This window comes from Marinobacter daepoensis DSM 16072 (genome assembly GCF_000421165.1).
Classification (GTDB): Bacteria; Pseudomonadota; Gammaproteobacteria; order Pseudomonadales; family Oleiphilaceae; genus Marinobacter; species Marinobacter daepoensis.
Map to the genome: position 1 here is coordinate 78,576 of NZ_ATWI01000009.1, position 26,233 is coordinate 104,808.

General features: G+C 56.9%; 19 protein-coding genes. 16 read left to right on the top strand and 3 right to left on the bottom strand.

The features are described from left to right. The first annotated feature begins 24 nt into the window (after positions 1–24). Genes K325_RS0105850 through K325_RS0105885 form a run of 8 tightly spaced genes read left to right on the top strand, consistent with a single transcriptional unit; the run spans position 25 to position 7,915 of the window. A complete protein-coding gene (locus K325_RS0105850; protein WP_228128398.1) occupies positions 25–1,587 on the top strand; it encodes a tetratricopeptide repeat protein in 1,563 nt (520 codons plus the stop codon). Then, positions 1,584–4,406, top strand: coding sequence for an outer membrane protein assembly factor BamD (gene bamD, locus K325_RS0105855; protein WP_029653335.1), 2,823 nt, complete (start codon positions 1,584–1,586; stop codon positions 4,404–4,406). Before K325_RS0105850 ends, bamD begins: the two co-directional genes overlap by 4 nt. Then, on the top strand, positions 4,403–4,891 hold the full coding sequence (locus tag K325_RS0105860) for a tetratricopeptide repeat protein (RefSeq protein WP_051146579.1): 489 nt from the start codon (positions 4,403–4,405) through the stop codon (positions 4,889–4,891). Before bamD ends, K325_RS0105860 begins: the two co-directional genes overlap by 4 nt. Beyond that, positions 4,888–5,253: a hypothetical protein gene (locus K325_RS18015; RefSeq protein WP_051146580.1), complete on the top strand. Its 366-nt coding sequence runs from the start codon at positions 4,888–4,890 to the stop codon at positions 5,251–5,253. Before K325_RS0105860 ends, K325_RS18015 begins: the two co-directional genes overlap by 4 nt. 23 nt (positions 5,254–5,276) lie before the next feature. After that, entirely contained in the window at positions 5,277–5,924 is a 648-nt protein-coding gene (locus K325_RS0105870; RefSeq protein ID WP_036193138.1) for a MotA/TolQ/ExbB proton channel family protein, read from the top strand. A gap of 2 nt (positions 5,925–5,926) precedes the next feature. Then, a complete protein-coding gene (locus tag K325_RS0105875; protein WP_029653339.1) occupies positions 5,927–6,457 on the top strand; it encodes an ExbD/TolR family protein in 531 nt (176 codons plus the stop codon). After that, entirely contained in the window at positions 6,454–6,942 is a 489-nt protein-coding gene (locus K325_RS0105880) for an ExbD/TolR family protein (RefSeq protein ID WP_029653340.1), read from the top strand. The genes K325_RS0105875 and K325_RS0105880 overlap by 4 nt, the downstream gene beginning before the upstream one ends. Then, positions 6,935–7,915, top strand: coding sequence for an AgmX/PglI C-terminal domain-containing protein (locus K325_RS0105885; RefSeq protein ID WP_029653341.1), 981 nt, complete (start codon positions 6,935–6,937; stop codon positions 7,913–7,915). The genes K325_RS0105880 and K325_RS0105885 overlap by 8 nt, the downstream gene beginning before the upstream one ends. Positions 7,916–7,929: 14 nt before the next feature. Here the strand turns inward: K325_RS0105885 and K325_RS0105890 are convergent, their stop codons facing one another. Next, positions 7,930–8,415 carry a MaoC/PaaZ C-terminal domain-containing protein gene (locus tag K325_RS0105890; RefSeq protein ID WP_029653342.1) on the bottom strand — a complete coding sequence of 162 codons (486 nt, stop codon included), beginning with the start codon at positions 8,413–8,415 and terminating at the stop codon, positions 7,930–7,932. 223 nt (positions 8,416–8,638) lie between these two features. Between K325_RS0105890 and K325_RS0105895 the strand changes: the two genes are divergently transcribed. From K325_RS0105895 to K325_RS0105905, 3 genes are all read left to right on the top strand, one after another. Further along, a complete protein-coding gene (locus K325_RS0105895) occupies positions 8,639–10,315 on the top strand; it encodes a long-chain fatty acid--CoA ligase (RefSeq protein ID WP_029653343.1) in 1,677 nt (558 codons plus the stop codon). Between the two features lie 133 nt (positions 10,316–10,448). Further along, on the top strand, positions 10,449–14,369 hold the full coding sequence (gene hrpA / locus K325_RS0105900; protein WP_029653344.1) for an ATP-dependent RNA helicase HrpA: 3,921 nt from the start codon (positions 10,449–10,451) through the stop codon (positions 14,367–14,369). Positions 14,370–14,494: 125 nt separating this feature from the next. Further along, complete coding sequence (locus K325_RS0105905; RefSeq protein WP_029653345.1) at positions 14,495–15,616, top strand: beta-ketoacyl-ACP synthase III; 1,122 nt, start codon at positions 14,495–14,497, stop codon at positions 15,614–15,616. 6 nt (positions 15,617–15,622) lie between these two features. Here the strand turns inward: K325_RS0105905 and K325_RS0105910 are convergent, their stop codons facing one another. After that, the gene (locus K325_RS0105910; RefSeq protein WP_029653346.1) at positions 15,623–16,030 is read right to left on the bottom strand and encodes an acyl-CoA thioesterase; all 408 of its coding nucleotides are present in this window, start codon (positions 16,028–16,030) and stop codon (positions 15,623–15,625) included. 88 nt (positions 16,031–16,118) lie between these two features. Here K325_RS0105910 and K325_RS0105915 point away from each other — a divergent pair, with 88 nt between their 5' ends. The 5 genes from K325_RS0105915 to dinG are packed head-to-tail and all read left to right on the top strand — an operon-like array spanning position 16,119 to position 23,002. Further along, complete coding sequence (locus K325_RS0105915) at positions 16,119–16,901, top strand: MlaA family lipoprotein (RefSeq protein WP_029653347.1); 783 nt, start codon at positions 16,119–16,121, stop codon at positions 16,899–16,901. Positions 16,902–16,924: 23 nt separating this feature from the next. Continuing rightward, positions 16,925–18,412, top strand: a complete 1,488-nt coding sequence (locus tag K325_RS0105920; RefSeq protein WP_029653348.1) for a DUF3336 domain-containing protein — start codon at positions 16,925–16,927, stop codon at positions 18,410–18,412. 6 nt (positions 18,413–18,418) lie between these two features. Beyond that, on the top strand, positions 18,419–20,095 hold the full coding sequence (locus tag K325_RS0105925) for an ExeA family protein (protein ID WP_029653349.1): 1,677 nt from the start codon (positions 18,419–18,421) through the stop codon (positions 20,093–20,095). Positions 20,096–20,102: 7 nt separating this feature from the next. Then, positions 20,103–20,825: a general secretion pathway protein GspB gene (locus tag K325_RS0105930; RefSeq protein ID WP_029653350.1), complete on the top strand. Its 723-nt coding sequence runs from the start codon at positions 20,103–20,105 to the stop codon at positions 20,823–20,825. After that, positions 20,825–23,002: an ATP-dependent DNA helicase DinG gene (gene dinG / locus K325_RS0105935; protein ID WP_029653351.1), complete on the top strand. Its 2,178-nt coding sequence runs from the start codon at positions 20,825–20,827 to the stop codon at positions 23,000–23,002. Before K325_RS0105930 ends, dinG begins: the two co-directional genes overlap by 1 nt. Positions 23,003–23,239: 237 nt before the next feature. Here the strand turns inward: dinG and K325_RS0105940 are convergent, their stop codons facing one another. After that, positions 23,240–25,978, bottom strand: coding sequence for a winged helix-turn-helix domain-containing protein (locus K325_RS0105940; RefSeq protein WP_029653352.1), 2,739 nt, complete (start codon positions 25,976–25,978; stop codon positions 23,240–23,242). Positions 25,979–26,233: the final 255 nt, after the last annotated feature.

Below are 26,233 nucleotides of genomic sequence, written 5' to 3' on the forward strand. Positions count from 1 at the left end.
CTGTCAGGACCGTCCGGATATGCCATGAATCAGCAAGTTGCGGCCGGTGTGATCCGGTTTGGGCTAGATACCGGTGAGCCCGCGAAAGTGGTGGGGCAGGCGGCTCAGCTGAAAGGAGAGTCGGCGGAATATCTGCGGGCAAGGTTGCTGCTGAACTCCGGGGAAGTTGATCAGGCCCGGGAACGGTTTTCTGCTGTTTTTGAAGGTCATGCCCACCGGGGAGAAAGCGCCCTGAGGCTGGCAGAACTGGCGCTGGCCATGGGAGATACCGACGGGGCCGAACACTGGTTCAGCGAGGCTCGGCGTACCGGGTTCGGGGACGTTGCTCAAAGAGCGCTGCTGGGGCTCGCAGAGCTGGCCCGGGGCAAAGGAGAGAGGGATGCTGCAGGGCAGTATCTGGCGCGACTGGATGACGGATACCGGGCTGCAGTGGGGTACATGAATCTTGCAGCGGATTTTGCCAGAGAGGATCTGGATTCGTCCCGGGCACTTGTGTCATTGAGGGTCGCCATGGCGATGGCCTCCCGGGATGACAACTCAGTGCGCGCCCAGGCGCTTCTTGATCAACTGAATCTCCGGGCAGGCTTTCTGACCCTGAATGCCGGTGACCATGACAAGGCCATCGATTTCCTCGAAAAGGTTTCTCTGCAGGGATACCACACGCCGCAAGCCCTGTACTTTCACGGGCTTGCCTTGTCGGGTAAAGGGAACCACCGAGCGGCGATGCAGAGTTGGCATAGGGCCAAGAAGTTTCCTCTTGCGTTTCCTGGCGTTGCTGAAGCCTGGATCGGGATGGGGCGTGGGTACGACCTGTCCGGCTATCCTGGGCAAGCGGGCGAATCCTGGTTGGCGGCCAACGCCGCTTATGAAAGTGAGCGGGTTACGCTGGATAAGCTGGCGGATCAGATCGGGCATGACGGAGCCTTTAAAACCCTGGTCAGGGATGCCCGGGTGGATGAAATACAGTGGTTTCTTGCCGACAGCCGGACCCTCACGCAGCCCCGGATGGCTTACCTTCTTCGTTTTATGGAAGCGCCAGATGCTCAGGCCGCGGTCCGGCGTGTCGCAAGGCTCGATGAATTGCTGGTGACCCTGGAGGAGAGCGAGTCTGACCTTGATGTCTTTATTGACATGATGCAGGTGTTTGGTCAGAGATCGGACAGGGACATAGCCGGGATCAGAAGTGGGGGGATTCAGGAGGTTCAGGCCGGGCTGGAAGCTCAGCTGGCGGGGCTTGTCACAAAAGCTCAGGCGGCAGGCCAAAAGGCTGCGTTAGAAGACCTTCAGTGGTCGCTCAGAGTCTCCGGGCAACGCATCGCAGGCTGGCGGTCGCGGATGCCTGAGTATCCGGCGTTGATTGATTCAGCTCGGCAAGAGGCGTCCGTCCATCAAGGCGCGATCATGGGGTTAAGGCAGCGTGCCCGTGCTCTGCGCAAGGAGGCCGCCCGGGAGCTGGATGATCTTGCGCTTGCCTTTGTGGATGATCAGCGGGAGCGGATGAGTCGTGTGCTCAACAAGACGGAGCAACAGATAGCGCACCTGTACGAGTACCTGGCACTGGAAACCCTTGAGGGAGGTGCTCAATGACCCGGCATTTCTCTCCGGCCTCGATCCTCCGTGGTTGTGTTCTTGCAACCGTTATCGCCCAGCCGGCGCTTTGCGTTGCGCAAGAGTCTTTCCGGGTAGAGCTGGGGCGCGATGGGGAAACCCTGGGCGATATGCGCCCGGTGTTTCTCAAGTTCGAAAGCCGGCCTCTCCCGGCTATTTCGCCGATGGAGGTTGCCCGGCGTTATCAAAAACTCTTTGAATCCTCCGATGAGCCGGAAGTCCGGATTGATGCTCTGAACCGGCTCAACAATATCCGGGATCGGTCCGGTAAGGATGTCGGGTTTTCTGAACAGCGGGAAGCCGCCTTTTATAAGGAAGCGCTTGAAAGCTATGAGAGCATTCTCGCCAAAGGCTCCTTTTCGGGGCGTTTGGATGAGTTGCTCTATCAGATGGCCAAAGCCCATGCGTTGACTGGCCAACCCGATCAGTCGATTGCCCGGTTGAAACAGCTGATTGGGCTCTATCCGGGCTCAGATCTCGTGCCTGAAGCCAGGTTTCGGGTTGCGGAGGCTGCATTCTCGGCAGGCCGGTACCAGGAAGCGGAGTCAGGGTATCGCCGGCTATTGACGGATGAACGGCATCCGGTATTGGCCGCAAAGGCTCGGTATATGCTTGGATGGAGTCAGTTCAAACAAGGTGACGGGGCGTGGTTGAGGGCGGCGGCGACCTTTATGGATGTGTTGGATCGTGAATTGCCCGGAACCAGACAGTCCGGCACGCCACCGGCCTCTGCGCTGGAAATGCTGGAGGATACGCTTCGCGTCCTGGCGGTAATGGCATCCCGTCAGGGCAATGCCGACAGCTTGGCCGATTGGCTGGCGAACCGGAGTGGTTCGGCCTGGCCGCACCTGTTGTACGACCGTCTGGCCGATCTGCACGCTGCTGAGAAACGTTTTGAACGCGCCGTCTCGGTAAACGACGCTTTCGTGGCACGGTATCCAGACCATCCTGCTCGCCCGGATTTCCTGGCTCAGAGCGTCACCTATTGGCAGTTGGCTGGCGCTTCAGGAAAGGCTCGCGCTGCCCGAGAGCATTATGTGCAGCAACTGAGTGCAGAAGCAGAATATCAAAGCCTGAGCCCTGAACAGAAGGCGCGTTGGCACAAATACAGCCGGTTCCTGGCGGACCATTACTACGCTGCTGGTTCTGAACTGTCCTCTCAGCGTGAGTTGGTTGCTGCCCGGGAGGCATGGGCGGCGGCCGCAACCTACTACGAGCGGTTGGCACCCCGGTCCCGGGAGACGGGAGCACTTCTGCATCTTGCCGCCGACGCTCAATTGCTGTCTGGCCATCGTTCCGGTGCGCTCGTCAATTTCCAGGCCTCGGCGTACCAGCATCGTCATGAGAAGTCGGGAGACTCTGCGTGGGCTGCGGTCCGGATACTGCGGGATGATCTTGATCTGGTGGCCGGTGATGACCGACACCGGCAGCTTGAAAGGGTCAGCGATCAGGAGCAACGCTACACGAATGCGTTCGGTCCGGATGCGCGGTTGTCGCAGCTCAGGGCAGATCTTGCCAATCGCTGGTACGAGGAAGGGGAAAGCGACAAAGCCCTTCTGTACGCTGCCCGGACCCTCGACTGGGAAGATGCGGGGGTGTCTGAGCGCTACGCTGCCTGGTTGGTAACCGCCCGCGTTCGCCAACAGGCTCAGGACCATGCACTGGCTGAGCAGGCCTGGCGGCAGGCCCTTGAACTGGCTGAGCAGCTCGGCCCGGCGTCCGGAAGCCAGAAAGAGCACATCCGGGAGCAGATCGCCACGTCGGTCTACCACCAAGGCGACGATGCCGTTGAGGCGGGCCAGGTTCGCATCGCCGTAGCGCATTATCAGCGCGTTGAACATGTTCTTCCGGGGTCTGAAATCGCGATCAACGCCCGGTACGATGCCGCTAATGCCTTACTTAAAGCGGCGGACTGGCTGGCCGCCATCAACGAGCTGAACCGCTTCCGAGACGATTATCCCAAACATGAGTTAACGCCAGCCACCAGCGAGAAGCTGGTACTGGCTTACCGGGAGTCCGGGCAAGGTGGGAAAGCAGCGGCCGAGTTACTCAGGCGCGCAGAGCAAGAAGCGGTGCCCTGGCCAACCAGGCTTCGTGCCGCGGCAATTTATCATGATGAGGGGGATACAGAGTCGCGGAACCAGCTCTACCGGGGCTGGCTGGCGGCTGCTTCCCCGCCGGAAGCCCCCGGCGAGCATCTTCAGCAACAAAAGGTAAGGCAGCGTTTGATTGAGTCGGGCGGGGCTGACGATACCTTGCGTCATCAGTTGCTGGCCCGAGAGCGTGCCAGCCAATGGCATTCCGAAGAAACATTGCTGTGGGCAGCAGAGGCTGCGCTCTATTTCGGGGCCCGGGCTTCACGCCGTTTTATGGATATCCCCCTGATCGCTCCCCTGGAGCGTTCCCTAACCCGCAAACAGGCGGCGATGCGAGAAGCTCAGGATTATCTGGAGGAAGCGGAGTCATTTGCCGGAAAGCTCGTTCGTTCTGAGGTGCTGTTTCGCCGTGCCGAACTTTACCGGGTGCTGGCAAGGGACCTGATGGCCTCAGACGTTCCGGAAGGGCTTAACGAACTGGAAGCAATGCAATACAAAATGCTGCTCGAAGAAGAAGCCTTTCCTTTGGAAGAACAAGCGATGGCACTGCACTCGCAGAATCACGAGCGCATTCCCAATGCTGGTTTCGACGAGTGGATACAGCGAAGCATGACAGCGCTTGCGACCCTGCACCCGGGCCGATACCAACGTGAGTTCCGATGGATGAGCTGGGCCACCAAGAGCAACCCGGGAGAAACATGATGGGTCATTGGGTGACTTTGACGGCTTGTCGTACTGGGCTGATGGTTGTGATGATGGCCCTGGGGGCCTGCGCTTCGAACGCCCCTGAGCCAGAGGAGGTAACGGTGCGCTATCAGCCGGAACAGTCCCGGGAATGGGTGCGCCAGGGCCGGCAGGCATACGAGGCGGGGCGCCCGGAGGCCGCGCTCGACGCGTGGCGAAAGGCTTTGGCGGCAGATCCGACTAACGCCATCGTTCGCAATAATCTCGGATTGGTACTGAAGGAGCTGGCGCGTTTTTCCGAGGCGGCCGAGACCTTTGAAGAAGGCTTGGCCGTGACCCCGGAAGTCGCGGATATGCACTACAACCTGGCTGTTATTTCAGAGCTTTATCTGCTGGATTTTACCAAAGCACTCAAGCACTACAGGCAGTTTCAGGATCTGTCCGGAGGGCGAGACGCTCAGGTGGCTGGCTGGATTGCAGATTTGGAAAGGAGGCTCCAATGAGACCCTTGGCGATGTTCGGCAGGTGTTTTCTTGTGGCTTGGCTGTTGTCATTGTCCGGCAGTCTTCTGGCCGGTGGGGCAACTACCGATATGGACAACCGGGACATCCTGCGAGTGAGCGGGGTGTCGGCGGGTGCCGGGGAGGACGACCCGGGAATTCTTTACATTTTGCCGTGGCAAACCCCGAGCCTGCCACGACGTCCGAGAGCTGAACTCGGACATGATGCCCCTGAACTTCTGGCACCGGTCTCGGAACCGGTATTGGAAAACCATCGATTGTTTCGTCAAACCCTGAATCCCCTGGTTTTGGAGCCACCCCGACCTGAAGGGTCGCGTGCTGCTCTGGCCGAATTGCAACCGTGACCCCGTCGTCAATGGAGATAACTATGCTGGATACCGTGATCCGTTTTTTTCAGGAGGGTGGCCCCTTCATGTACCCGATCGCCGTCGTACTTGCTCTGGGGCTGGCCATCACGCTGGAGCGCTTTCTCTACCTTGGGGGCGTTCGACGGCGTAACCGAATGGCGTTTGAACGGGGGATTTTGCCTGCGCTGCAGAAACGCGATTATCACCGGGCGATGAAAGCCGCGTCCGGCTCAGACAGTGCCATTGCCTCGGTCCTCGGTGCTGGTATTGCTCGCTTGATGTCCAATAGCCGCCGGGAGGATATCGAGTACGCGATGGAGGAGGGCTTGATGGAGATTTTACCCCGGCTGGAAAAGCGCACGCAGTACCTCGCTACCCTGGCAAACATCGCCACGCTTCTGGGTTTGCTTGGCACCATCATCGGGCTGATTGCGGCCTTTACGGCGGTGGCTGCAGCCGATCCCGCCCAGAAGGCTTCGCTGTTGTCGGAAAGCATCTCTGTGGCGATGAACACCACGGCGTTTGGGTTGATGTCGGCGATTCCATTGTTGTTGTTCCATGCCCTTTTACAGACCCGTACCAATGAAATTGTGGACAGTTTCGAAATGGCTGGCGTGAAGCTATTGAATCTGGTTTCCGAAACTGATGATCGTCAGTTCGCGGGATGACCATGAGGCGTCGACATCGAAGGCTGACCGCCACCGCTGACCTGGATATCACCGCGTTTCTGAATCTGATGATTGTTCTGGTACCGGTTTTGCTGCTTGGGATGGTCTTCAGTCAGATCCGCATGATTGAACTGAATTTTCCTGGCCTGGAGATGGGAGAGGCCCCGGAGGTGGAATCGTTTCGGTTGGTCGTCACTGTCTTGCCCGATGGCATGGAGTTGACGGACAGTGATCGGGGAGTGATTGAGGTGCTGCCAGCCGGCCGTGAAGGCCAAAACTATGCCCGCCTGAGCACGTTGTTACAAGGGATCAAGTCCCGTCTGCCGGATAAGACCGATATCACTCTTGAGGTTGGGCCGGACATCGATTATCAGACGTTGGTTTCCGTCATGGATACTGTGCGTTCATACCCGGCGGTGGTGGCTGCGAGTGTGGTTCAGGCTGAGCTGTTTCCGGAAATTTCTCTGATGGATGCCGGGGAGGCCCGTGAACTGGCTGCCCGACCGGCTGCAGTTAAGGGGGAGGGCGTATGAAGTTGTCCCGGAAAGCCCGTTTGCGCAAGCGCCACTATCGGCGGATGAACAAAGCCGGAGCCCTGAATCTGGTGTCGTTGATGGATATTTTTACCATTCTGGTGTTCTTCCTGATGGTGAATTCCTCCGACGTAAAGGTGATGCAGAATGCGGCAGATGTGCCTTTGCCTACCTCCACCGCGGAGCAGGAGGCCGTGGAAAATCTGACCGTTCAGGTCAGCGGGCCGTCGATTCTTGTACAGGGGCGAGAAGTGGCCCGGCTGGACGGCATTGAGGAGACCGATACCTTCATATCTGGCCTTTCGGATGAACTCGCATATCGCAGGAATCAGTTGGAAACGGTGCCGGAACAGGGCCTGGAGGTAACCATTCTGGCCGGCAAAGAAACCGATTATCGCCTACTGAGAAAAATTATGCAGACCTGCGTGAATGAGCAGTTCCGACAGGTAAGGCTGGCGGTGGAGGCTGAGGTTCGCAATGGCTGAGCAAATGGCATTGTCGCAGACCTCCCGACTTCCGTGGTCGAGGGATCGGGCCGAAACGTGTCGTTTTGCGGCGGTCGTCGGTGTTGTGATGGCGATTTTTCTGGTTCCCGCCATCTTGATTCCAGGGATGTTAGTCCCGGAGCTGAGTCGAGAGGAAGCTGAGCGCATACCGTCGAGGGTGGCAAAGTTGGTGATGCCCCCGAAAGCGGACAAGGCACCAGAGCCCGTGGTGATTCCCGAGCCTCCCGAGCAGATGCCATCGGAGCCCGAACCAGCATCCGAGCCAGAGGCCAGGCCTGAGCCCGCGGCCCCGGTCCGTCGCCCGGAGGCTCCGCGGCTTCCGGAGCAGCCTGCACCGGTGGCTCAGAGCGCAGAACAGGCCAGGGAGACTGCGTCACGTTCCGGGTTGTTTGCGATGAAAGACCGGCTCAGTGCACTGACGGCGATTGAATCCTCCCGTTCGGATGTCCGGCGAATTGCCAACGTTGATGCAGGGCGGGGCGGAGATCCGGGAGGGGCCGCCCCGCCTGACACGGTATTTAAAGGAAGCGGTGGGGTCGAGGCCCGGGAAGGACCGGTTCGGGAAGTTGAGCTGGCGAATCATGAAACCAGTAACGTGGCTGCGCCTAAAGAGACCGTGTCGCCGGGTGCAAGCCAGCCAGAGCCGGCTCGCCCCTTGATGGGGGAGCGTGCCATGAGCAACATTCGCCAGGTGTTTGATGCTCAGAAAGGCGTGCTGTACTCCCTGTATCAGAGGGAGCTGAGGCAGGATCCGACGCTGGAGGGGAAAGTGACGCTGGAACTTGTGATCGAGCCGGATGGTACCGTTTCGGCTTGTGATGTGGTGGGCTCAGAGCTGGGCCACCCGATGCTTGAGAAGCGGATAGCCTTGCGCGTACAGATGTTCCATTTTGGCGCAGACAATGTGACGACCCGGAAGGTAAGATTCCCGATAGACTTCCTTCCGGGGTGAGCCACTGAGACGCCTCAGTTCTCGATCGTGATCTTTGGTAGTCTTGGTTTCTGAAGGGATATCTTTTCGGTCGGAGCAATCACGCGGGCCTCGCCGGACACCACCTGATCGCCATTCTGGTTTCGTACATCGCAGCCGAATGTTACCCGGTTTTTGGGGCCCTTGCTCTGCACCGTCAGGGCTACGGTCAGCGTATCCTCAAGCTTGACCGGTCTTTTGAAGGACAGGCTTTGTTCCAGATAGATGGTGCCTGGCCCAGGCATCACGGTCGCCAGGGCAGCTGAAATCAGTGAGCCGCTCCACATGCCGTGGGCAATGCGCTCACGGAACATGGACTCAGCGGCAAATTCCGGGTCCAGATGCACAGGGTTAACATCGCCAGAGACCGCTGCAAAAAGTACCAGCTCATCTTCGGTCAGCGTGCGGGTAAAGGTTGCAGAATCGCCTTCATGCAGTTCGTCGTAGGTAATGTTTTCCAGTGTATCCAGGGTGTCTGTCATCACGGGCTCCGGTGATCGGTCATTTGAGTACGGTTGTGCCGTTTGCAGTCCCGAAAACTACCTCATCGGTAACAAAACTGCTATTCTCTCCCCACTTTTTTGCGGCTGATACTTTTGTCGGGTTGATTTTCCCGAGGGTTCGGTCTTGGCAAAACGTAATGATCCGGGGGCTTGTGAACCCATCCGTTAGCTCCCCATAGCGCCAATCAGACAGGAGATGGTGATGGATTTTGAGCAGTTCTATCAAGACAAATACCCAGCTGGCATCCCCCGGGAAATAGACCTTAACAAATACAAAAACATGGTAGATGTATTTGAAAAGGCAGTGCAGAAGTACGCTGATAAGCCCGCGTTTACTGCCGTTGGTGTTACCCTGACTTACCGGGATCTTGATACTCAGAGCCGTAATTTTGCGGCCTGGCTGCAGAACAAAACCGACCTGAAGCCCGGCGATCGTATTGCCGTGCAAATGCCGAACATTACGCAATATCCGGTGGTTGTATTCGGTGCTATGCGTGCCGGCTTGATTGTGGTGAACACCAATCCGCTCTATACCACCCGGGAAATGGAACACCAGTTCAACGATTCGGGCGCCAAGGCGCTGGTGGTATTGGCCAACATGGCTGATAAAGCCGAAAAAGTATTGCCCCATACCAGCGTAGAGCACGTGATTGTTACCGAAGTCGCGGACATGCATTCTCCACTCAAGCGCACGCTGATGAATGCTGTCGTAAAGCACCTGAAAAAAATGGTCCCCGCTTTCAATATTCCTGGTGCCCGGAAATTACCTGCCGTTCTCAGTGCCGGTGCCCGGGAAAAATACACCCCGATCGATATTAAACTCGACGACCTGGCGGTGTTGCAGTATACCGGCGGTACGACGGGCGTTGCCAAAGGTGCAATGTTAACCCACGCCAACCTGGTCGCGAACCTGACTCAGGTCCGGCCGATGCTGGAAGATCAGGTAGACGAAGGAAAGGAAGTGGTGATTGCGCCACTGCCGCTCTATCACATCTATTCGTTCACCCTGAACTGCGGCATCATGCTGGAGGCGGGTGCTCATAATATTCTGATCCCCAACCCACGGGACATTCCGGGCTTTGTTAAAGAGCTTCAGAAGCAGAAATTCTCTGCGTTCATTGGTTTGAACACCTTGTTCGTAGCGTTGTGTAACAATGAAGAGTTTCAGGATCTGGATTTTTCCGGGCTGAAACTTACCGCGTCCGGTGGTATGGCCCTGACCAGTGATACGGCGAAAATGTGGCAACGGGTGACCGGTTGTGAGATCAGTGAAGGCTACGGCATGACTGAGACGTCTCCGGTGGTTACCTTTAACCCACGAAGCGCGATTCAGCTTGGTACTATTGGCCTGCCGATTCCGTCTACCGTGGTGAAAACCATTGATGATGACGGTAATGAAACACCGATCGGCGAACCCGGCGAGCTGTGTGTGAAGGGCCCACAGGTTATGCGTGGGTACTGGCAGCGCCCGGATGATACCCAGAAATCCTTTACCGACGATGGCTTCCTGAAAACAGGTGATGTAGCCCTGATTCAGGAAGACGGTTATATTCGCATTGTTGACCGCAAAAAAGACATGATCATTGTGTCCGGGTTCAACGTCTTCCCTAACGAGATTGAAGACGTGGTAACCAGCCATCCCAAAGTTGTAGAGTGTGCTGCGGTGGGTATTCCGGATGCCAAGAGTGGCGAGGCAGTGAAGGTCTATGTGGTGCCCACAAAAGAAGGTGTTGCCGCCAATGAGCTGAAAGAGTTCTGCCGTGAGCGACTGACGGCATACAAGGTGCCCAAACACTTTGAATTCCGTGAAGAACTGCCAAAGAGCAACGTGGGCAAAATTCTGCGCCGGGAACTGCGCGACGAGGCCAGCGACAAGTAAACCGCTTTTTCGGTTTCGCTCCACACCAGAGACCTCGCTTCGGCGGGGTCTCTGTGTTTCTCGCCCCGGGTTTTCCCGTTAGACTGTCTCGCCCTGACTGTTCACCCACTGATTGTTGAGTCTGCTGCTTTAAATGACTGATAAAACCCCGTTTGACGCTTCTGCGGACCCAAAGGGCGCCGTGAAAGCCATACTGAGCCAGCTGGATGCCTGTAACCAGCAGGACGCCGCTCGCATTATTCGCCGTGTGGGGCGCTGCAAAGGCGTGCCTGGTACCCGCGATCTCGAACAGATGGCACAGTGGCTGGAGCAGGGGCTGGACAAGGTTCGGAAGCGCCAGGCCTTGCACAAACCGGTAACGTTTCCGGACGGGCTTCCGGTCAGTGACCGGGTAGACGACATCAGCGAAGCCATCGATCGGCATCAGGTGGTGATTGTTGCCGGGGAAACCGGCTCCGGGAAGACCACGCAGATCCCGAAAATCTGCCTGAACCTGGGGCGTGGGACAAGAGGATTGATTGGTCATACCCAGCCCCGGCGGATAGCCGCACGCAGTGTCTCCAATCGAATTGCTGAAGAGTTGGGCGAGCAGGTCGGGCAACAGGTGGGATATCAGGTTCGGTTTACCGATAACACCTCCGAACATTCCCGGGTCAAGGTGATGACTGACGGTATTTTGCTGGCGGAGATTCAGCACGACCGCTTTCTGGATCGTTACGATACGCTGATTATCGATGAAGCCCATGAGCGCAGCCTTAACATCGATTTCCTGATGGGTTACCTCAGACAGCTGTTACCAAAGCGGCCTGATCTGAAAATTATCATCACGTCTGCGACGATTGAAGTTGAGCGCTTCAGTGAGTTTTTCAACGAGGCGCCGGTTATCGAGGTGAGTGGTCGTACATTCCCGGTCGATATCCGCTATCGCCCGCTGACGGGTGACGAAGATGACCGGGATCAGAGCTGGACCGACGGGGTCCTTTCGGCCCTTGATGAAATTGAACAGCACGAGCGCCAGCATAAACAGCCGCCCGGCGACGTGCTGGTGTTTCTACCGGGTGAACGTGAAATCCGAGGTTTGAGCAAAGTGCTTCGCCACGCGGATCTCCGTCATACCGAGGTGTTGCCGCTGTATTCCCGGTTGAGCAATCAGGAGCAGAACCGGGTATTCCAGGGCCATAAAGGGCGGCGTCTGGTGTTGTCCACGAATGTCGCTGAAACGTCGCTGACAGTGCCGGGCATACGTTACGTTATTGATACCGGGGTCGCCCGGATCAGTCGGTACAGTGTTCGTTCAAAGATACAACGGTTGCCGGTTGAGCCGGTCTCGCAAGCCAGTGCCAACCAGAGGGCGGGCCGATGCGGACGGGTAGCGCCTGGTATCTGCTTCCGGCTGTATGATGAAACCGATTTTCTGAATCGTCCGGAGTACACCGACCCTGAAATTCTCAGGACTAATCTGGCGTCCGTCATTTTGCAAATGGCCACCTCCGGGTTGGGCGAAATCCGGCATTTTCCGTTTCTTGAAGCCCCGGACCGGCGCCAGATCAATGATGGGTACAAGCTGCTCGAAGAACTCAGCGCGGTCGACGAAAAGCGACGGGTGACCCGGCTTGGGCGCACGATGGCCCGTCTGCCACTGGACCCGCGGCTGGCACGGATGCTTGTGACCTCTTCAGAACTGGGCAGCCTCGCAGAGGTGCTGATCGTGATCGCGGGGCTCAGTATTCAGGACCCCAGAGAACGTCCACAGGAAAAACAGCAGGCAGCAGATCAGGCCCATGCGCCGTTCAATGACAAAGAATCGGATTTCGCGACTTTGCTGAATATCTGGAACTGGTTTGAAGACCAGCGCCAGGAACAGTCCCAGAACCAACTCAAGAAACTTTGCCAGAAAACGTTTCTCAGCTGGATGAGGATGCGGGAATGGCGGGATATTCACCGGCAACTTACGTTGATCTGCCGGGAACAGAAACTGGCTCTGAACACTCAGCCGGCCAACTACGACGCTGTGCACAAGGCAATTCTGGCGGGTTTGCTCGGCCAGGTCGCGGTTAAAGTGGAAAAGCGGGAATATCTGGCTACCCGCAACCGCAAGGTGATGATCTTTCCCGGCTCCAGGGTCGGCAAGGCTGCACCTAAGTGGATTGTGGCGGCAGAAATTGTGGAGACCAGTAAAGTCTTCGCGCGAATGGTAGCGGCCATTCAGCCTGAGTGGGTCGAGCCGCTTGCCGGCCATGTTGTCAAACATCACTACTTTGAACCCCACTGGGAACAGAAGCGGGCCCAGGTAATGGGGTATGAAAAGGTCAGTCTGTATGGCCTTGATGTGGTCTCGAAACGTCGGATTCCCTACGCCAAGGTGGATCCGGCGGAGTGCCGGAGACTGTTTATCCGCCGGGCTTTGGTGGAAGGAGACTATCTGTCAAAGGCTCCCTTTATCGCCCGCAACCGGGAGATGCTGGATACCGTCGAGAATCTGGAGAAGAAAACCCGGCGTCGGGACCTCTTGGTAGACGATGAGGTGCTCGTTGCTTTTTACGACGAACGACTTCCGGACGCAGTCGTCAGTGGGCGGCATTTTGAAACCTGGTGGAAAAGCCTGTCGGCTCAGGATCTGAAGAAACTGGAACTGACCGAAGCGGATGTGTTGCAGAGACCTCTGGACCAATCGGCCGCGGTACAGTATCCGGATTTTCTTGAATGGGAGGGGGTGAAATACCCGCTCAGTTACGAGTTTGAACCCACCAGTGAACGCGATGGCGTGACATTGAATGTCCCGCTGATGGCACTCAAACAGATTCCTGCCCGGCGTCTGGAATGGTTGGTTCCAGGCCTGCTGCGTGAGAAATGCATTGCCTTAGTAAAAGGCCTTCCCAAGGCACTGAGACGAAACTTTGTGCCGGTGCCGGACTTTGTCGATGCCGCTCTTGCCAATCTTCAGCCCGGTAACGAGCCATTGGCCATCAAGCTGGGTGACCAGCTCCGGCGTATGACCGGTGTCCAGATTGATCCTGCTGCCTGGCCGGAGGACGAGTTACCTCGCCACCTGCGTATGAACCTGAGGGTCACCGGCGATCAAGGCAAAGTGATTGCCGAGAGCCGGGATACTAATAAGCTCCAGGCAAAGTTGGAAGGCCGGGCGGAAGCGGCACTGGCCTCTGCCACTCAGGATGAAAACGGTGACACGCTGGCCGGAGAGTTCAGCGAATGGCAGTTCGGAGGGTTGCCGGAACAGGTTCAGACGGAAAAAGGCGGCATGCAGGTGACGGTTTATCCGGCACTGGAAGATCTTGGTGGCAAGGTGCGCTCGGTTCGTTGCCTGGACCGCCTGACGGCGGAAGATACCCTTAGGCGTGGGCTCGCAAGGCTGATTGTCAATCGGTTCGGGAATACGTTGTCTGACCTTGACCGAAAGCTGCCAAAGTTCAGGCAATCTGCCTTAATGTTTGCGCCGGTCGGGCAGGCTAGAGTGCTGCTGGACGACTTGCTGTTGGCTACCGTCATGCAGCATTTTCTGTCGGATGCTCTGCCGCGAACGGAAGCAGCCTTCATCGAAGTGTTTGATCGCCACAGAGGCGATTTCATTCCAGCGCTGGAAGCGGCAGATCAGCGCCTTTTTCAGGCAATGACGGGTTATCAGAAGGTGGCGAAACAGCTGAAGGGCAAGATCAGTCTGGCGCTCGCGGCGAGTATGGCGGATATCAAGTTCCAGCTGCAACAATTGGTTTATCCGGGGTTTCTTGTGAATACCCCGGCCTGCTGGCTCGACCGTTTTGGCGTTTACTTCGAGGCCGCTGATCTCCGGCTTGAGAAAATGCCAAGAGAGATGGGGCGTGAGCGGGAGTTTCTTCATGCTATTGAACCGTTGTGGGCGAGATACGCCACCAAAACCGAACAGCAAAAGCGCCAGGGGGTGAGGGATCCGGAGCTGGAAACCTATCGCTGGATGCTCGAGGAGTTTCGCATTTCCTTTTTTGCCCAGCAATTGGGCACGGCGATGACGGTGTCGGTAAAGCGGCTCGATAAACAATGGGAAAAGACACGGATCTGATCCCTCCGGCTGCACTGGAATGGGGCCACTGGACAATAGTCCCACGGGCAATTCTGCCGGACTGTGTTAGTATTTCTGACACTGTGATGTCAGAAACCGATTTATAACTATGACGTGGGGTTATTGTGATTAAAGCCGTCATCAGCGGAACCGGCCTCTATACGCCGCCCGCCATTATCGAGAATGATGAACTGGTTGAAGCGTTCAATCAGTACGTTGAAATGTTCAACAACGAGCACGCGGAGCAGATTGCCCGTGGTGAAGTGGCTGCCCTGCAACCCTCGTCTTCTGCGTTTATCGAGAAAGCGTCCGGTATCAAGCGCCGCCACGTTATAGATCGCGACGGTATTCTCGATCCCAACCGCATGGCACCCTATATCCCTGAGCGCAGCAACGACGAGCCCTCGGTTCAGTGTGAAATGTCGGTTGTTGCCTGCAAAGAAGCTCTAGCCCAGGCCGGTAAGACGGTGAAGGACGTGGATGCGGTTATTGTGGCCTGCTCCAACATGCAGAGACCCTATCCGGCCATCGCAATCGAAGTTCAGGAAGCGTTGGGAATTGAGGGCTTTGCCTACGATATGAACGTTGCCTGCAGTTCGGCCACCTTTGGGCTCCAGGCGGCAGTCAACTCCGTTGAGAACGGAGCGGCGAGATCGGTTCTTGTTGTCAGTCCTGAGATCTGCTCGGGTCACCTGAATTTCCGGGACCGGGACAGCCACTTCATCTTTGGGGACGCCTGCACAGCAATTCTGGTTGAACGTGAGGAAGATACCCAGGCAGGGCAGGGGTTTGAGATTCTTGGAACCCGCCTGACCACCAGATTTTCAAACAACATCCGCAATAACTTCGGATTCCTGAATCGCGCTGACGAAGCGGGGATTGGCAAGCCCGACAAGCTGTTTATTCAACAGGGTCGTAAAGTTTTCAAGGAAGTATCACCGTTGGTGGCTGAGACTATCCAGGGGCACCTTGAGTCACTCTCACTGAGCCCGGATGATCTCACTCGCATGTGGCTGCATCAGGCTAACCTGAACATGAATCAGTTGATTGCCCGCAAGGTGCTGGGCCGCGACGCCAACCTGGAAGAAGCGCCTGTTATCCTTGATGAGTATGCAAACACCAGTTCCGCCGGTTCCATCATTGCTTTCCATAAGCATAAAGATGACCTGAAGGCCGGCGAACTGGGTGTTATCTGCTCATTCGGTGCAGGCTATTCCATTGGCAGCGTTGTGGTGCGCCACCGCTAAACGATATTATCTCGCTGCCAGTGCCCGTAGCGTATCTGGCAGTGGGGTGGATTTTCGGGTGGTTCGATCGGTCCACACAACCTTTGCATACCCCTCTGCATAGATGTCCCCGGTGTCCCTGTCCTTAAGCAAATGGTAAGTATCCAGACTGGTATTTCCGGCTTTGTCCGCGTATGTTTCCACCACCACACTGGCGGGGTGTGTCAACTCCTTCAGGAATGTGGCGCTGGTCTTTATAATGACTGGCCCGGTTGGAGCCTCGGCATCGCCAAGATCCAGGGAAGAGAGCCAGACAATCCGGGCTTCTTCAAAGAAGCGAAAGTATACGGTGTTATTGGCGTGGCCGTATGCATCCATGTCCCCCCACCGCAAGGCCATGGTGAGGGTGCTGACAGGATTTCCCGGTACTGACATCGGATTTCCTCCGGAAGAATGAAAAAGAAAAATAAAGCGCCGGTATTGTTGACGAAATCGAACAGGTTAAACAACCCGAGAAGGCAAGATGAAAGAGCGTAAGTCCCGGCGCTGGTCATCCAGGATGGTCACCGCAGTATTACTCGCCCTTGTGGCTTCCTCCCCCGTCGTGGCCCAGAATCTTCAGGAGCCGCCGGGTGAGCAGGCTATGCCGGTTGCGACCAATGATCCTTACGAGAGCTGGAATCGCAAGGTATTTGTTTTCAATGATTCCGTGGACCGCTGGTTTCTCCGTCCGGTGGCTCAGGGGTACCGCACGGTAACGCCAGATCTGGTTGACCGTGGTATTACCAATTTCTTCAATAACCTGACCGAAATCCGGAACTTCACCAACAGCCTCCTGCAGCTCAAAGGGGAATCGGCTGTGGTCGCGTTCGGACGCTTCACGTTCAATACTGTGTTCGGGCTTGGTGGTATTTTTGACGTGGCGAATGCATTTGAGTTGCCCGAGCGCCCCGAAGACTTTGGTCAGACCCTGGCCACCTGGGGGGTGGACTCGGGGCCCTATCTTATGCTGCCGTTCCTGGGGCCGTCGACTCCACGCTATTTCACGGGGATGGCTGCTGATGGCTTCATGTTGCCATCGGCCTGGGAGTCGGTGGAATCACCTGAGTGGTACTATCTCCGGGGCTTGCAGATTGTGGACAAGCGCGCCGATCTGATTCCGGCAGAAAGCTTTATTTCCGGGGACCGGTACACGTTTATGCGCAATGCGTTTCTGCAGCGCCGGGAATTCCTCATTAACGATGGTAAGATCACTGAAGACCCCTTCGCGAGTGATGACGAAGATCTGATGCTCGATGATTTCTGAGTGTTGAAGCTGGGAGGCGACAGGTGATCAAGGACCCGAGAATAGCCCGTTTCCGGAAAATGCTGGCGCAGGCCTCCAACTATGAACAGTGGAAGGCGGCGGCACTGGAACTGGATTTTCTTGAGGGTAACGCTGAGTGGAAAGAGGACTTTTCCTCGGATCTGTACCACTACGAGTTGATTTATGATCGCCTGAGCAACCTTAAACAGTATCGGCAGCAGAATGATGTCGAGCGCCTGAAACGTGCGCTTCGGGAAGGACTGCACCATGATCTCGGCAATATGGGGAATCCGGCCCTTTACAGCAGGTCCAGGGTCGGGACCAAACACCTGATAGAGGAATACATCACTCAGGTGTGCGAGTCACTGGATTACCTTTGTGATCACCCGGTACCGGGTTTTCCGGTGCACGACAGGCTCCAGTTTTTCCGCGATACCCTGACCAGCTTTGGTCGGCCGACGTTGTTATTGAGTGGCGGCGCCAGCCTGGGAATGTTTCATTTCGGAGTGATCAAAGCGCTTTGGGAAAAGGGGCTGTTACCTCAGGTAATTGCGGGGTCCAGTATCGGGGCCATTATTGCCGGCATCCTGGGCGTGCATACCGATGCAGAGATTCCGGAAATGCTGGTTCCTGAAAACCATAACCTGAAAGCCTGGAAATGGCGGGGGCTGTTGAGTGCCATGCGCGGCACCGGGTTGATGGATCAGGAAACCCTGCGTCGCTGTCTGAGGGAGAACATCGGCGACTACACGTTTGAAGAAGCGTATCAGCGAACCGGGCGGAGCATCAACATCAGCGTTTCACCGGTTCAGGCCCACCAGAAAGCAAGGTTGCTGTGTGGTTACACTTCGCCGTATCTGCTGGTCTGGAGTGCGGCTCTGGCCAGTGCGGCGGTACCGGGCGTCTTCCCGCCGGTAACCCTGATGAAAAAAGACCTGAATGGCCATTCCTTACCCTACATGCCCCGGCTCAGATTTGTGGACGGCTCTGTTGTCAGCGATCTGCCCATTGAGCGTTTAATGCACCTGTACGATGTGAATTTCACCATTGTGAGCCAGACCAATCCCCATGTGGTGCCCTTTCTGAGTGATCGGGGGCAGGATGAAAAACTTTCCCTGGCCAATCTGCCATCTCATTTGATCAAGTCGGAAATTCAGTTTCATGGCCAGGGCGTGTTTGATTACCTCCGAAAGCGGGTAAAACCCGAACTGGCTCGCCAACTGGCTGGGCAGCTTTATACCATCATGGCACAGCGGTATTCCGGTGATGTCACCATTGCGCCAAACTATTCTCTCAGGCATTTTCGGCGTATGCTTGCTAACCCGAGCCCCGAGTACGTGAGGGAAATGATTCTGGAAGGGGAGCGTGCCACCTGGCCCAGGATCTCCATGATCCGATCTCACGCGCGTATCTCAAAAACCCTGGAGCGTTGTGTTCGCCGGTTAAAGCATCAGAACCGGCGTGCAGCGGAACTCAAACTGGTAGGCGGTAACGCCTTGGCCAGGCCCTGAGGGACCATGTACTACGATTTTTTCGGCTTTCGTGAGCCGCCGTTCTCAATAGCTCCAGATCCGCGTTATCTCTACCTGAGTGATCGTCATAAAGAGGCGTTAGCCCATCTGATGTATGGCGTTCAGGGCCAGGGTGGTTTTATCGTTATCACCGGTGAGGTGGGGACAGGAAAAACCACAGTTTGCCGCTGTTTCATCGAAAATGCGCCAGAGCATGTGGATATTGCGCTGGTGCTGAACCCACGCCTGTCGGCCCGGGAGTTGTTGTCTTCGGTCTGCGATGAGCTGGAAATTGCTCACGCCCCCGATGCATCCATCAAGACACTGGTTGACAACATCAACAAGGATTTGCTGAAAGCCCACGCGGCTGGAAGGCACAAGGTTCTGATCATCGACGAGGCTCAGAATCTTTCGGCGGAAGTTCTTGAGCAGTTGAGACTGCTGACCAATCTTGAAACAGCTGAGAAAAAACTGTTGCAGATTGTCCTGCTGGGCCAGCCGGAGTTGCAGGCCATTCTGGCGTTACCGGAACTGCGACAGCTCAACCAGCGGGTGACGGCGCGCTACCATCTGGATTCGATAGACCGGGATGAGCTACCTGCCTACCTGCAGTACCGCCTGAACGTTGCCGGAATGCGGGGCGATATCTTTACTGCCGGAGCGGTGCGGCGCTTATACCGGGAAAGTCAGGGGATTCCCAGGCTGATTAATCTGATCAGTGACCGGGCTTTGCTCGGAGCTTATGCCGAGGGCGACCATCTGATCTCTACCCCTCACGTTCGACAGGCAGCCCGGGAAGTCAATGGCGGGATGGCTGCACCGTCCCGGCGACCCAGTTTCGGAAATAGGGCGGGCCATCTGTGGATGGTCGTTGCGTCGGTGATCCTTGCCATCATTGGCACGCTCTGGGTGTTTGACCGCCCCGGAGAGGTTGGCGAAGCGATGGCTGGCGACGGCAGTAGTCCGGCGGTCTCTGGTGTCATTGAACGGGCCGGCGTGCCGACAACAGCGCCCACGGCGGCCCCGGTGCCATCTGCGCCTCCCGCTCCTAAGGACTTTGTATTCCGGCAGCATACCCAGCCCCTTGCCGATGCTTTCGTTGCCATGTTTGCTTTGTGGGATAAAAGCTATGAACCATCCGGCAATCCGATTGCCTGTGACTACGCGGCATCGGTCGGGCTGGCTTGCCTGGAACGGCAGGGGAGCCGCCGAAGCCTGGAGTTCATAGATCGCCCGGCGATTTTGCAGTTACGGGATGAAAACGGCGAGAGTCGACAGCTGCTCCTCCAGCGGTTGGTCGGGGATGTGGCGGTGATTGTTACGCCTCAGGGTGAAGAGCGCGTTCCCTTTCAGCAACTGGAACCCTATTGGTACGGGGAGTTCCGGGTGCTCTGGCGGGTCCCGGAGTATATGACGGGTGATGGTTTTTATGGAGAAGAATCCGGCCAGCAACTCTGGATCGGAGCCCGGATGATGGAACTGGCCGAACGCTTGAGCAGCAACGAACAGGAAGCCGGGCGGGTCAAGCGTATGCCGATGCAGGACCAGGTGCGTTGGTACCAGGAGCGACGGGGTCTGAATGTTGACGGCATTGCCGGGGCGATGACCATTATCCAGATGAATAACGATCTGGCTGTGAATGTCCCGCGGCTGGTGTCGCCTGCGACTGCCAGGAATGGGTAGGTAAGGTATGTCGTATATTCTTGATGCGCTCAGAAAGTCCGAAGCTGAACGCCGGCAGGGCAAGGCGCCGGATCTCGGCCAGCCTGTGCAGATGATTTATCGTCCAAAACGAAAACCCGTCTCGGCGATTATCTGGGTTGCCCTGGCGTTGGTTGTGAATGCGGCGGTGTTTGCTTATCTGTTCTGGCCAGGCCGCGAATCCGTTGAGCGGATCACTCCAAAGGCGGCTGCGGGTTCGGACATCCTTCAAACGATGCCCGCCACTACCAACTTGCCCAGCGTCGAGCCAACGCCGGTGGTACCAGCAGAACCGAGGGGCGCTCCTGAGGTTGAGGAACAGGAAAGGGTCCCCGAACTCCTGCCTGAAAAAGTGCCGGAGACAGCGCCTGAACGGTACGAAGCCCCTGTTGTCATTGTGCCCAGCCGGAAGAATGACCCACAGGCCAATGGCACGGAGTTGACCGGGCGGGTGCCGCAGGGCAGGGTGCCACACCTCGTTGAGTTGCCCCTTTCATTTCAGAAGAGCGTTCCCGATTTGACCTTCAATAGTCACATATACTCGTCGGAGCCTTCGGCCAGCCGGGTCATGATTAATGGCCATTACCTTAAGTCCGGTGACCGGTTTGGACCATTGGCGGTGGAGCGGATTACCGAAGATGGAGTTGTACTCAGCAGGAACGGGCAGTTCTTCAGGGTAGGTACCGTCCGTGATTGGGTGAGCCCGCGATAATGGCATTAACCGACAACGTGAAACAGCAAATCCAGCAGGCTTATCGGGACGTCTTGGCGGGTAAAGAGGTACGGGCCCGCTATGGCCAAAGGTTGATGATCGCGGAAATCGCCCGGTACATGGGAGAGATTACAGATAATGATGGCCAGCGGACTTCGCCGCCGGCAACCTGTGTGGTGGAGGCGGGAACCGGGACCGGAAAAACGCTGGCCTATCTCATTGCCGCGATTCCTGTGGCCAAGGCGCTCGGTAAAACGCTGGTGATCTCCACTGCAACCGTGGCTCTTCAGGATCAGATTGTACTCAAAGACCTGCCCGATTTGCGCAAACACAGTAAGCTCGACTTCAGTTGGACTCTCGCCAAAGGGCGTGGTCGTTACCTGTGTATGTCCAGGCTGGAAGCAAGGCTTCATGATGAGGGGCATGGCGACAGTGAAACCATGCCGCTGTTCCTTCTGGACCAGCCGTTGGATGACGAAGCGCACAGCCGGGCCACGTTCGAAAACATGTTGGCTCGCTATGGCTCGCGGGAATGGGATGGAGACCGGGATCATTGGCCGGAGCAGATTCCGGATGACATCTGGCGCCAGGTAACCACCGACCACCGGCAGTGCACGAACCGTCACTGCGGCTATTTCGATAGCTGCGCGTTCTTCGATGCTCGCAAGGATCTGGACGAGGCCGATGTCGTGGTTGCGAATCATGACCTTGTGTTAGCCGACCTGGCCCTTGGCGGTGGGGCTATTCTGCCCGAGCCGGAAAATGCTCTGTTCATCTTCGATGAGGCGCACCATCTGCCGGATAAGGCGTTGAATCATTTCGCCGCATCGGTTCCCCTGAATGCAACCCGACAGTGGTTGAAGCAGTTGTCGCAGGCGTTGGTGAAAATACAGCCATGGCTTCCGGCCGGTTCCCAGGCAGCCAAGTCGGTGGAAAAAATCAGCACGGCGGGCCGTGATCTGGATCTGGTGCTCGACCGGGTTTTTGAAGAGATTGAGCAGAACACCGGTTGGGAGGTCAACGAAGAACGACGCAGTGCACAGTGGCGCTATCCGGATGGTGCCTTACCGGAGGCACTGGCCGAACTGGCGGGCGAAACCCGGATTGCGACGGCAGGATTGTGCCGTCATCTGGGGACGCTTGTGGACGAGCTTCAAAGTGCATTCGATGAACGAAAAGACCCGGAACTGGACCGGGATACGGCAGACTCGTGGTATCCGGTCATTGGCTCTTTTCAGGCCAGGGCGGAGGATCAGCTAAGGTTGTGGGTAGCCTGGAGTGAAGGGGTTGCCACGGTCACGGATGAAGAAGAGCTCCAGGTGGACACACCTCCGAGAAAGGGGCCTCCTTTTGCTCGTTGGGTTGTGAGGCAGCGCTGGGACCATGCTGAGGACATTACGTTGTTCAGCTCCCCGGTGCTCGCGGACAATCTGTTGTATTCCCGCTTGTGGTCTCGGGCTTATGGTGCCGTCCTGACCAGTGCCACCCTGACCGCTCTGGGCAGGTTTGACCGCTTACGTTCACGGGCAGGCCTGCCGGAAGCAAGTCGTTATCTGGTGGTGCCGAGTTCGTTCCGGTATGCGGAAATGGCGACCGTTGAAGTGCCTGCGATGCTTGCCTTGCCGACAGACGATGGATTTGGTGACGCCCTGATCAAAAGGTTGCCAGAGCTCTGGGCGGGTGAAAAAGCGACTCTGGTGCTGTTCACTTCGCGCCGACAGATGCAGCAGGTGCGAGACGCGTTGGCACCGGAGTACCCAGACCTCATCCTGACTCAGGACGACATGGCGAAGAACGAGGTGTTGCGGACTCATTGCCAGCGGGTTGACGAGGGCAGACCCAGTGTTCTGTTCGGTGTTGCGAGTTTTGCGGAGGGCATCGATCTGCCGGGCCGCTATTTGCACCATGTGGTTATTACGCGTTTGCCGTTCTCGGTGCCCGACGATCCGATTGAAGCCAGCCTGGCCGAGTGGGTCACGCAGCGCGGAGGTAACCCCTTCATGGAGATCACCGTTCCTGATGCGTCGGTTAAGTTGGTTCAGGCTGTTGGTCGATTGCTGCGGACAGAACAGGATACCGGTCGGGTAACCATTCTGGATCGACGGATTGTCGCCCGGCGCTATGGCCAGTTGCTGCTGGACGCCTTACCGCCGTTTCGCCGCATCATTGAGCACTGATCTTTCCCGGGCACATAAAAAAAGAGCCAGCCCGAATTGGGTGGCTCTTGTGGAAGGGGTTCGTTAGGAACCCGGGCGTCGAAACAACGCGGAACAAGAAGTCTGAAGGCCTGAATTTCAGAATTCCCGGTAAGGCCTGAGCCTCACCATGGTTAAATGATAGGGCGCAAAGGGGCGTAGACGGATCGTCCAAAGGGCGTAGTGGGGAGGCGTAATTCCCGAAAAGTGTGAGAGTGGTCACGCTTTGGCGGTTTCTTCGAGCAGGTGAAGCGCTCTCGCTTTCGCCAGAGCTTCGGTGCGCCGGCTCACCCCTAGCTTACCGTAGAGATTCCGGATATGAGCCTTGACCGTGGCGGGGGCGACAGACATGCGCTGTGCAATGTCTTTGTTGGCGAGGCCCTGATGAATCAGGAGCAGGACTTCCTGTTCCCGTTGACTCAGGGGTTCCTGAAGCTCCTGAGTGTCTCGCCCGGCTGGCGCGCTTGTTTTAGAGGGACTGGGCGCTGAATCTGAAGGTTCGACGGCCCGCTCTCTGAGCATGGCGAGCAATTCCCGGTTCCATCGCCCGGGGGTTCTCAGCCTTGGAAGATCCAGAAGCATATTCTGTAACGCAGGACTCTCTTCGGCAAACAGCCTGAGGAAACCCGCACCTTCGGCCCTGTCCAGGGCTTTGTTCAGCATCAGACTGGCTTCCTCCTCTCGCCCCTCATGGGCCAAAGCCTCAGCGTAGACCAGCAGAATTTCTACCAGGTGTCGGTTGTGGGCGTTTCGTTCTGCGGCTGGTATCAGGGACGACAGGGTTTCCTGTGCTTGATAAGAGTTTCCGAGGGCCAGCTGCACGCGGGCGAGGGCGATCTGATGTTGCTCGCGGTTCAAAGGGTTGGTTGCCGGGTGCTCCAACGCCGACTGCAAACTGCCCCACGCCTTTTCAGGGTGGCCGGCGGCCAGATAGCAGCGCGCCAGAAGGGCTGAGGCGGCAGGAGGTTCAAACACAATGTGCTCCCGTCGACGCCTGGCAAGAGCCACGGCATCATCCAGTGCTTCAATGGCGGCATCCAGGTCGCCCAGAGTAAAGGCCAGGTGGCCTCGTACGTACTGAATGACAACGTGCTGGCCTGGTTCGGTGCCTTTTCGCACATGATCAATCAGCGGTTCCAGGTAACCCTGAGCGGTGTCGGTAAGATTTTTTTCCCGATAGATCTCAGTCAGTGCGCTGCTCTGCCAGCATGAAATCAGCCGGGGCTGGCTGGGATCGGCGTAGTGCTCGTCGACCCACTGGCGGACGCGGTTGGTGGTTTCAAGAGCGAAGTCGGTGTCGCCACGATTATACTGAATCCAGGCGAGCAAGCCGCCAGAGGAAAGTACGGTACTGGCTTTGCGCTCGATCTGCCCATAGTGCACGGCAGTCTCCAGCGCTTCTTCAGCATTTTTAAGCTCTCCCTTGCCAAAGTAATCCAGCCCGAGGCCGTAGTAGGTGACGGATTTCAGTGGAATGCTTATCTGGTCAATGTCTTCCAGCACTTGCCGTGTAAGATCCGAGGCGTGTTTTTCGTCGTTGCGGGAGCGGGCCAGGTAAGAGCGTATCAGGGAAATCTCACTGTGCAGTGCCAGTGCACCTTCCGCGTCTGGGTGAGAGTCGGCAACCCGGCGATCCAGCAGATCTTCTACGTCGGACAACAGTGGCTCAAGGCCTTCAACCCGGTTCGCGAAGAATAACCCCCAGATCCTGAGCATCTGCAGTTGGGGGCTGTCCTGGATTTTCTGAACAGGAATGGCTTCCAGCCATGTCAGGACTGGCAGATGATAGCCTCCATGGATGAGTTTGTTGCCGTGCTCGGACAAGACCTCGGCCAGGTGCTCGGTGTCTTTACGGTGGACGATCTGGGCGATAGCTTCCTGAACGTGTCCATGGCGCAATAACCAGTCAATTGCACGGGATTGAAATTCGGAACTTTGGGCCGGGTCTGAGCTCTGTACCCGCACCAACAGGGCCTCCCGAAACAGATCGTGATACCGGAACCATTCGTTGCGGTTGTCCAGAGGAATCAGAAAGAGATTTTGTGAAAGAAGCGCAGACAGCTTTTCCTGACTGTCCTCTCGCTGCCGGACCGCATCACAGAGAGCGGCGCACAGGCGGGGACAACAGGCCGTTTCGAGTAAGAAGCGGGTGAGTTCTGACGGCAGTTGCTCAAGGACTTCGCTGAGCACGTAGTCTGAAATCAGGCGGGTATCCGGTGGGCCCAGTGTGAAAGCAGAGCCCTGGGTCGGTAAAATCGCTTCTTTCCGGCCTGCCAGAGCTGATAGCTGCATGGCGGCCACCCAGCCCTCGGTTTTGAGACAGATTGCACGAATGTCGGCTTCGGTCAGGGACATTGCCATGGTATCCCGGAAAAATGCCTGGCACTCCTCTTCAGAAAAGGCCAGCAGGCCCGGGTGTATGTCCTGAACCTGGCGGCGCACTCGCCAGCGTGCCAGTGGCAGCGGTGGCTCTGTACGGGATGTCAGCGTGACCAGGATGCCAGGAGGTAAATAATCTATAAACCAGGCCAGTTGGCGATGGAGGGCATCGTTATTGATCACATGATAATCATCAAGTACCAGCGACCAGGCATTACGGTCTTCGGCCAGGGCATTGAGCAGAGCCGTAATCGCAGGCGTCAGTTCCTCATCATTCTGTCGGGCCAGTAAGGTCTTACAGTGTTCGAGGCCCATCAGGCCAGCATGCTCGAACGCTCCGGCGAGGTATTGCCAGAACTGCCGGGGCTGATCGTCATGTTCATCCAGTGAGAGCCAGGCCGTTGGACGGCTGTTACCCGCGCACCACTGGCTGGCGAGGGTCGTTTTGCCATAGCCTGCCGGGGCAATGAGCAGGTTCAGACGCTGACCGGAATCTGGCTGCAGCAGTTCGGCGAGCCGCTGACGCTGAACGGCCCGGGAGTCGGGAGTTGGCCTGAGAAATTTGGTTGTCAGCAGCATGGCATACCGGGATCTGGGCGCAATGGAATTGGAGCATCGGTTCGGTTCCCGAGTTGAGGCTCCCAAACGATTGTGTGCTATGTCATTCACAAGTCAAGTGCCACGCTGACGCATCGGGCTGGCGGAGCAGCGAAACCCGGAATTTCGGTCTACACTGAATACAGGTTTTCTTGTATATCAAAAAAGAATGAAAAAATGGTTTTTTATGCGTATTATCCGGTTATGAATTCACCAGCGTTTACGAGTAGAGCCTGA

What these genes read in the sequence shown, in the direction of transcription:
- hrpA (WP_029653344.1), top strand. Translation starts at nt 10,449, where the DNA reads ATGACTGATAAAACCCCGTTTGACGCTTCTGCGGACCCAAAGGGCGCC.
- K325_RS0105930 (WP_029653350.1), top strand. Translation starts at nt 20,103, where the DNA reads ATGTCGTATATTCTTGATGCGCTCAGAAAGTCCGAAGCTGAACGCCGG.
- K325_RS0105925 (WP_029653349.1), top strand. Translation starts at nt 18,419, where the DNA reads ATGTACTACGATTTTTTCGGCTTTCGTGAGCCGCCGTTCTCAATAGCT.
- K325_RS0105910 (WP_029653346.1), bottom strand. Translation starts at nt 16,030, where the DNA reads ATGTCAGTACCGGGAAATCCTGTCAGCACCCTCACCATGGCCTTGCGG.
- bamD (WP_029653335.1), top strand. Translation starts at nt 1,584, where the DNA reads ATGACCCGGCATTTCTCTCCGGCCTCGATCCTCCGTGGTTGTGTTCTT.
- K325_RS0105915 (WP_029653347.1), top strand. Translation starts at nt 16,119, where the DNA reads ATGAAAGAGCGTAAGTCCCGGCGCTGGTCATCCAGGATGGTCACCGCA.
- K325_RS0105860 (WP_051146579.1), top strand. Translation starts at nt 4,403, where the DNA reads ATGATGGGTCATTGGGTGACTTTGACGGCTTGTCGTACTGGGCTGATG.
- K325_RS0105850 (WP_228128398.1), top strand. Translation starts at nt 25, where the DNA reads ATGAATCAGCAAGTTGCGGCCGGTGTGATCCGGTTTGGGCTAGATACC.
- K325_RS0105880 (WP_029653340.1), top strand. Translation starts at nt 6,454, where the DNA reads ATGAAGTTGTCCCGGAAAGCCCGTTTGCGCAAGCGCCACTATCGGCGG.
- K325_RS0105890 (WP_029653342.1), bottom strand. Translation starts at nt 8,415, where the DNA reads ATGACAGACACCCTGGATACACTGGAAAACATTACCTACGACGAACTG.
- K325_RS0105885 (WP_029653341.1), top strand. Translation starts at nt 6,935, where the DNA reads ATGGCTGAGCAAATGGCATTGTCGCAGACCTCCCGACTTCCGTGGTCG.
- K325_RS18015 (WP_051146580.1), top strand. Translation starts at nt 4,888, where the DNA reads ATGAGACCCTTGGCGATGTTCGGCAGGTGTTTTCTTGTGGCTTGGCTG.
- K325_RS0105940 (WP_029653352.1), bottom strand. Translation starts at nt 25,978, where the DNA reads ATGCTGCTGACAACCAAATTTCTCAGGCCAACTCCCGACTCCCGGGCC.
- K325_RS0105875 (WP_029653339.1), top strand. Translation starts at nt 5,927, where the DNA reads ATGAGGCGTCGACATCGAAGGCTGACCGCCACCGCTGACCTGGATATC.
- K325_RS0105870 (WP_036193138.1), top strand. Translation starts at nt 5,277, where the DNA reads ATGCTGGATACCGTGATCCGTTTTTTTCAGGAGGGTGGCCCCTTCATG.
- K325_RS0105895 (WP_029653343.1), top strand. Translation starts at nt 8,639, where the DNA reads ATGGATTTTGAGCAGTTCTATCAAGACAAATACCCAGCTGGCATCCCC.
- dinG (WP_029653351.1), top strand. Translation starts at nt 20,825, where the DNA reads ATGGCATTAACCGACAACGTGAAACAGCAAATCCAGCAGGCTTATCGG.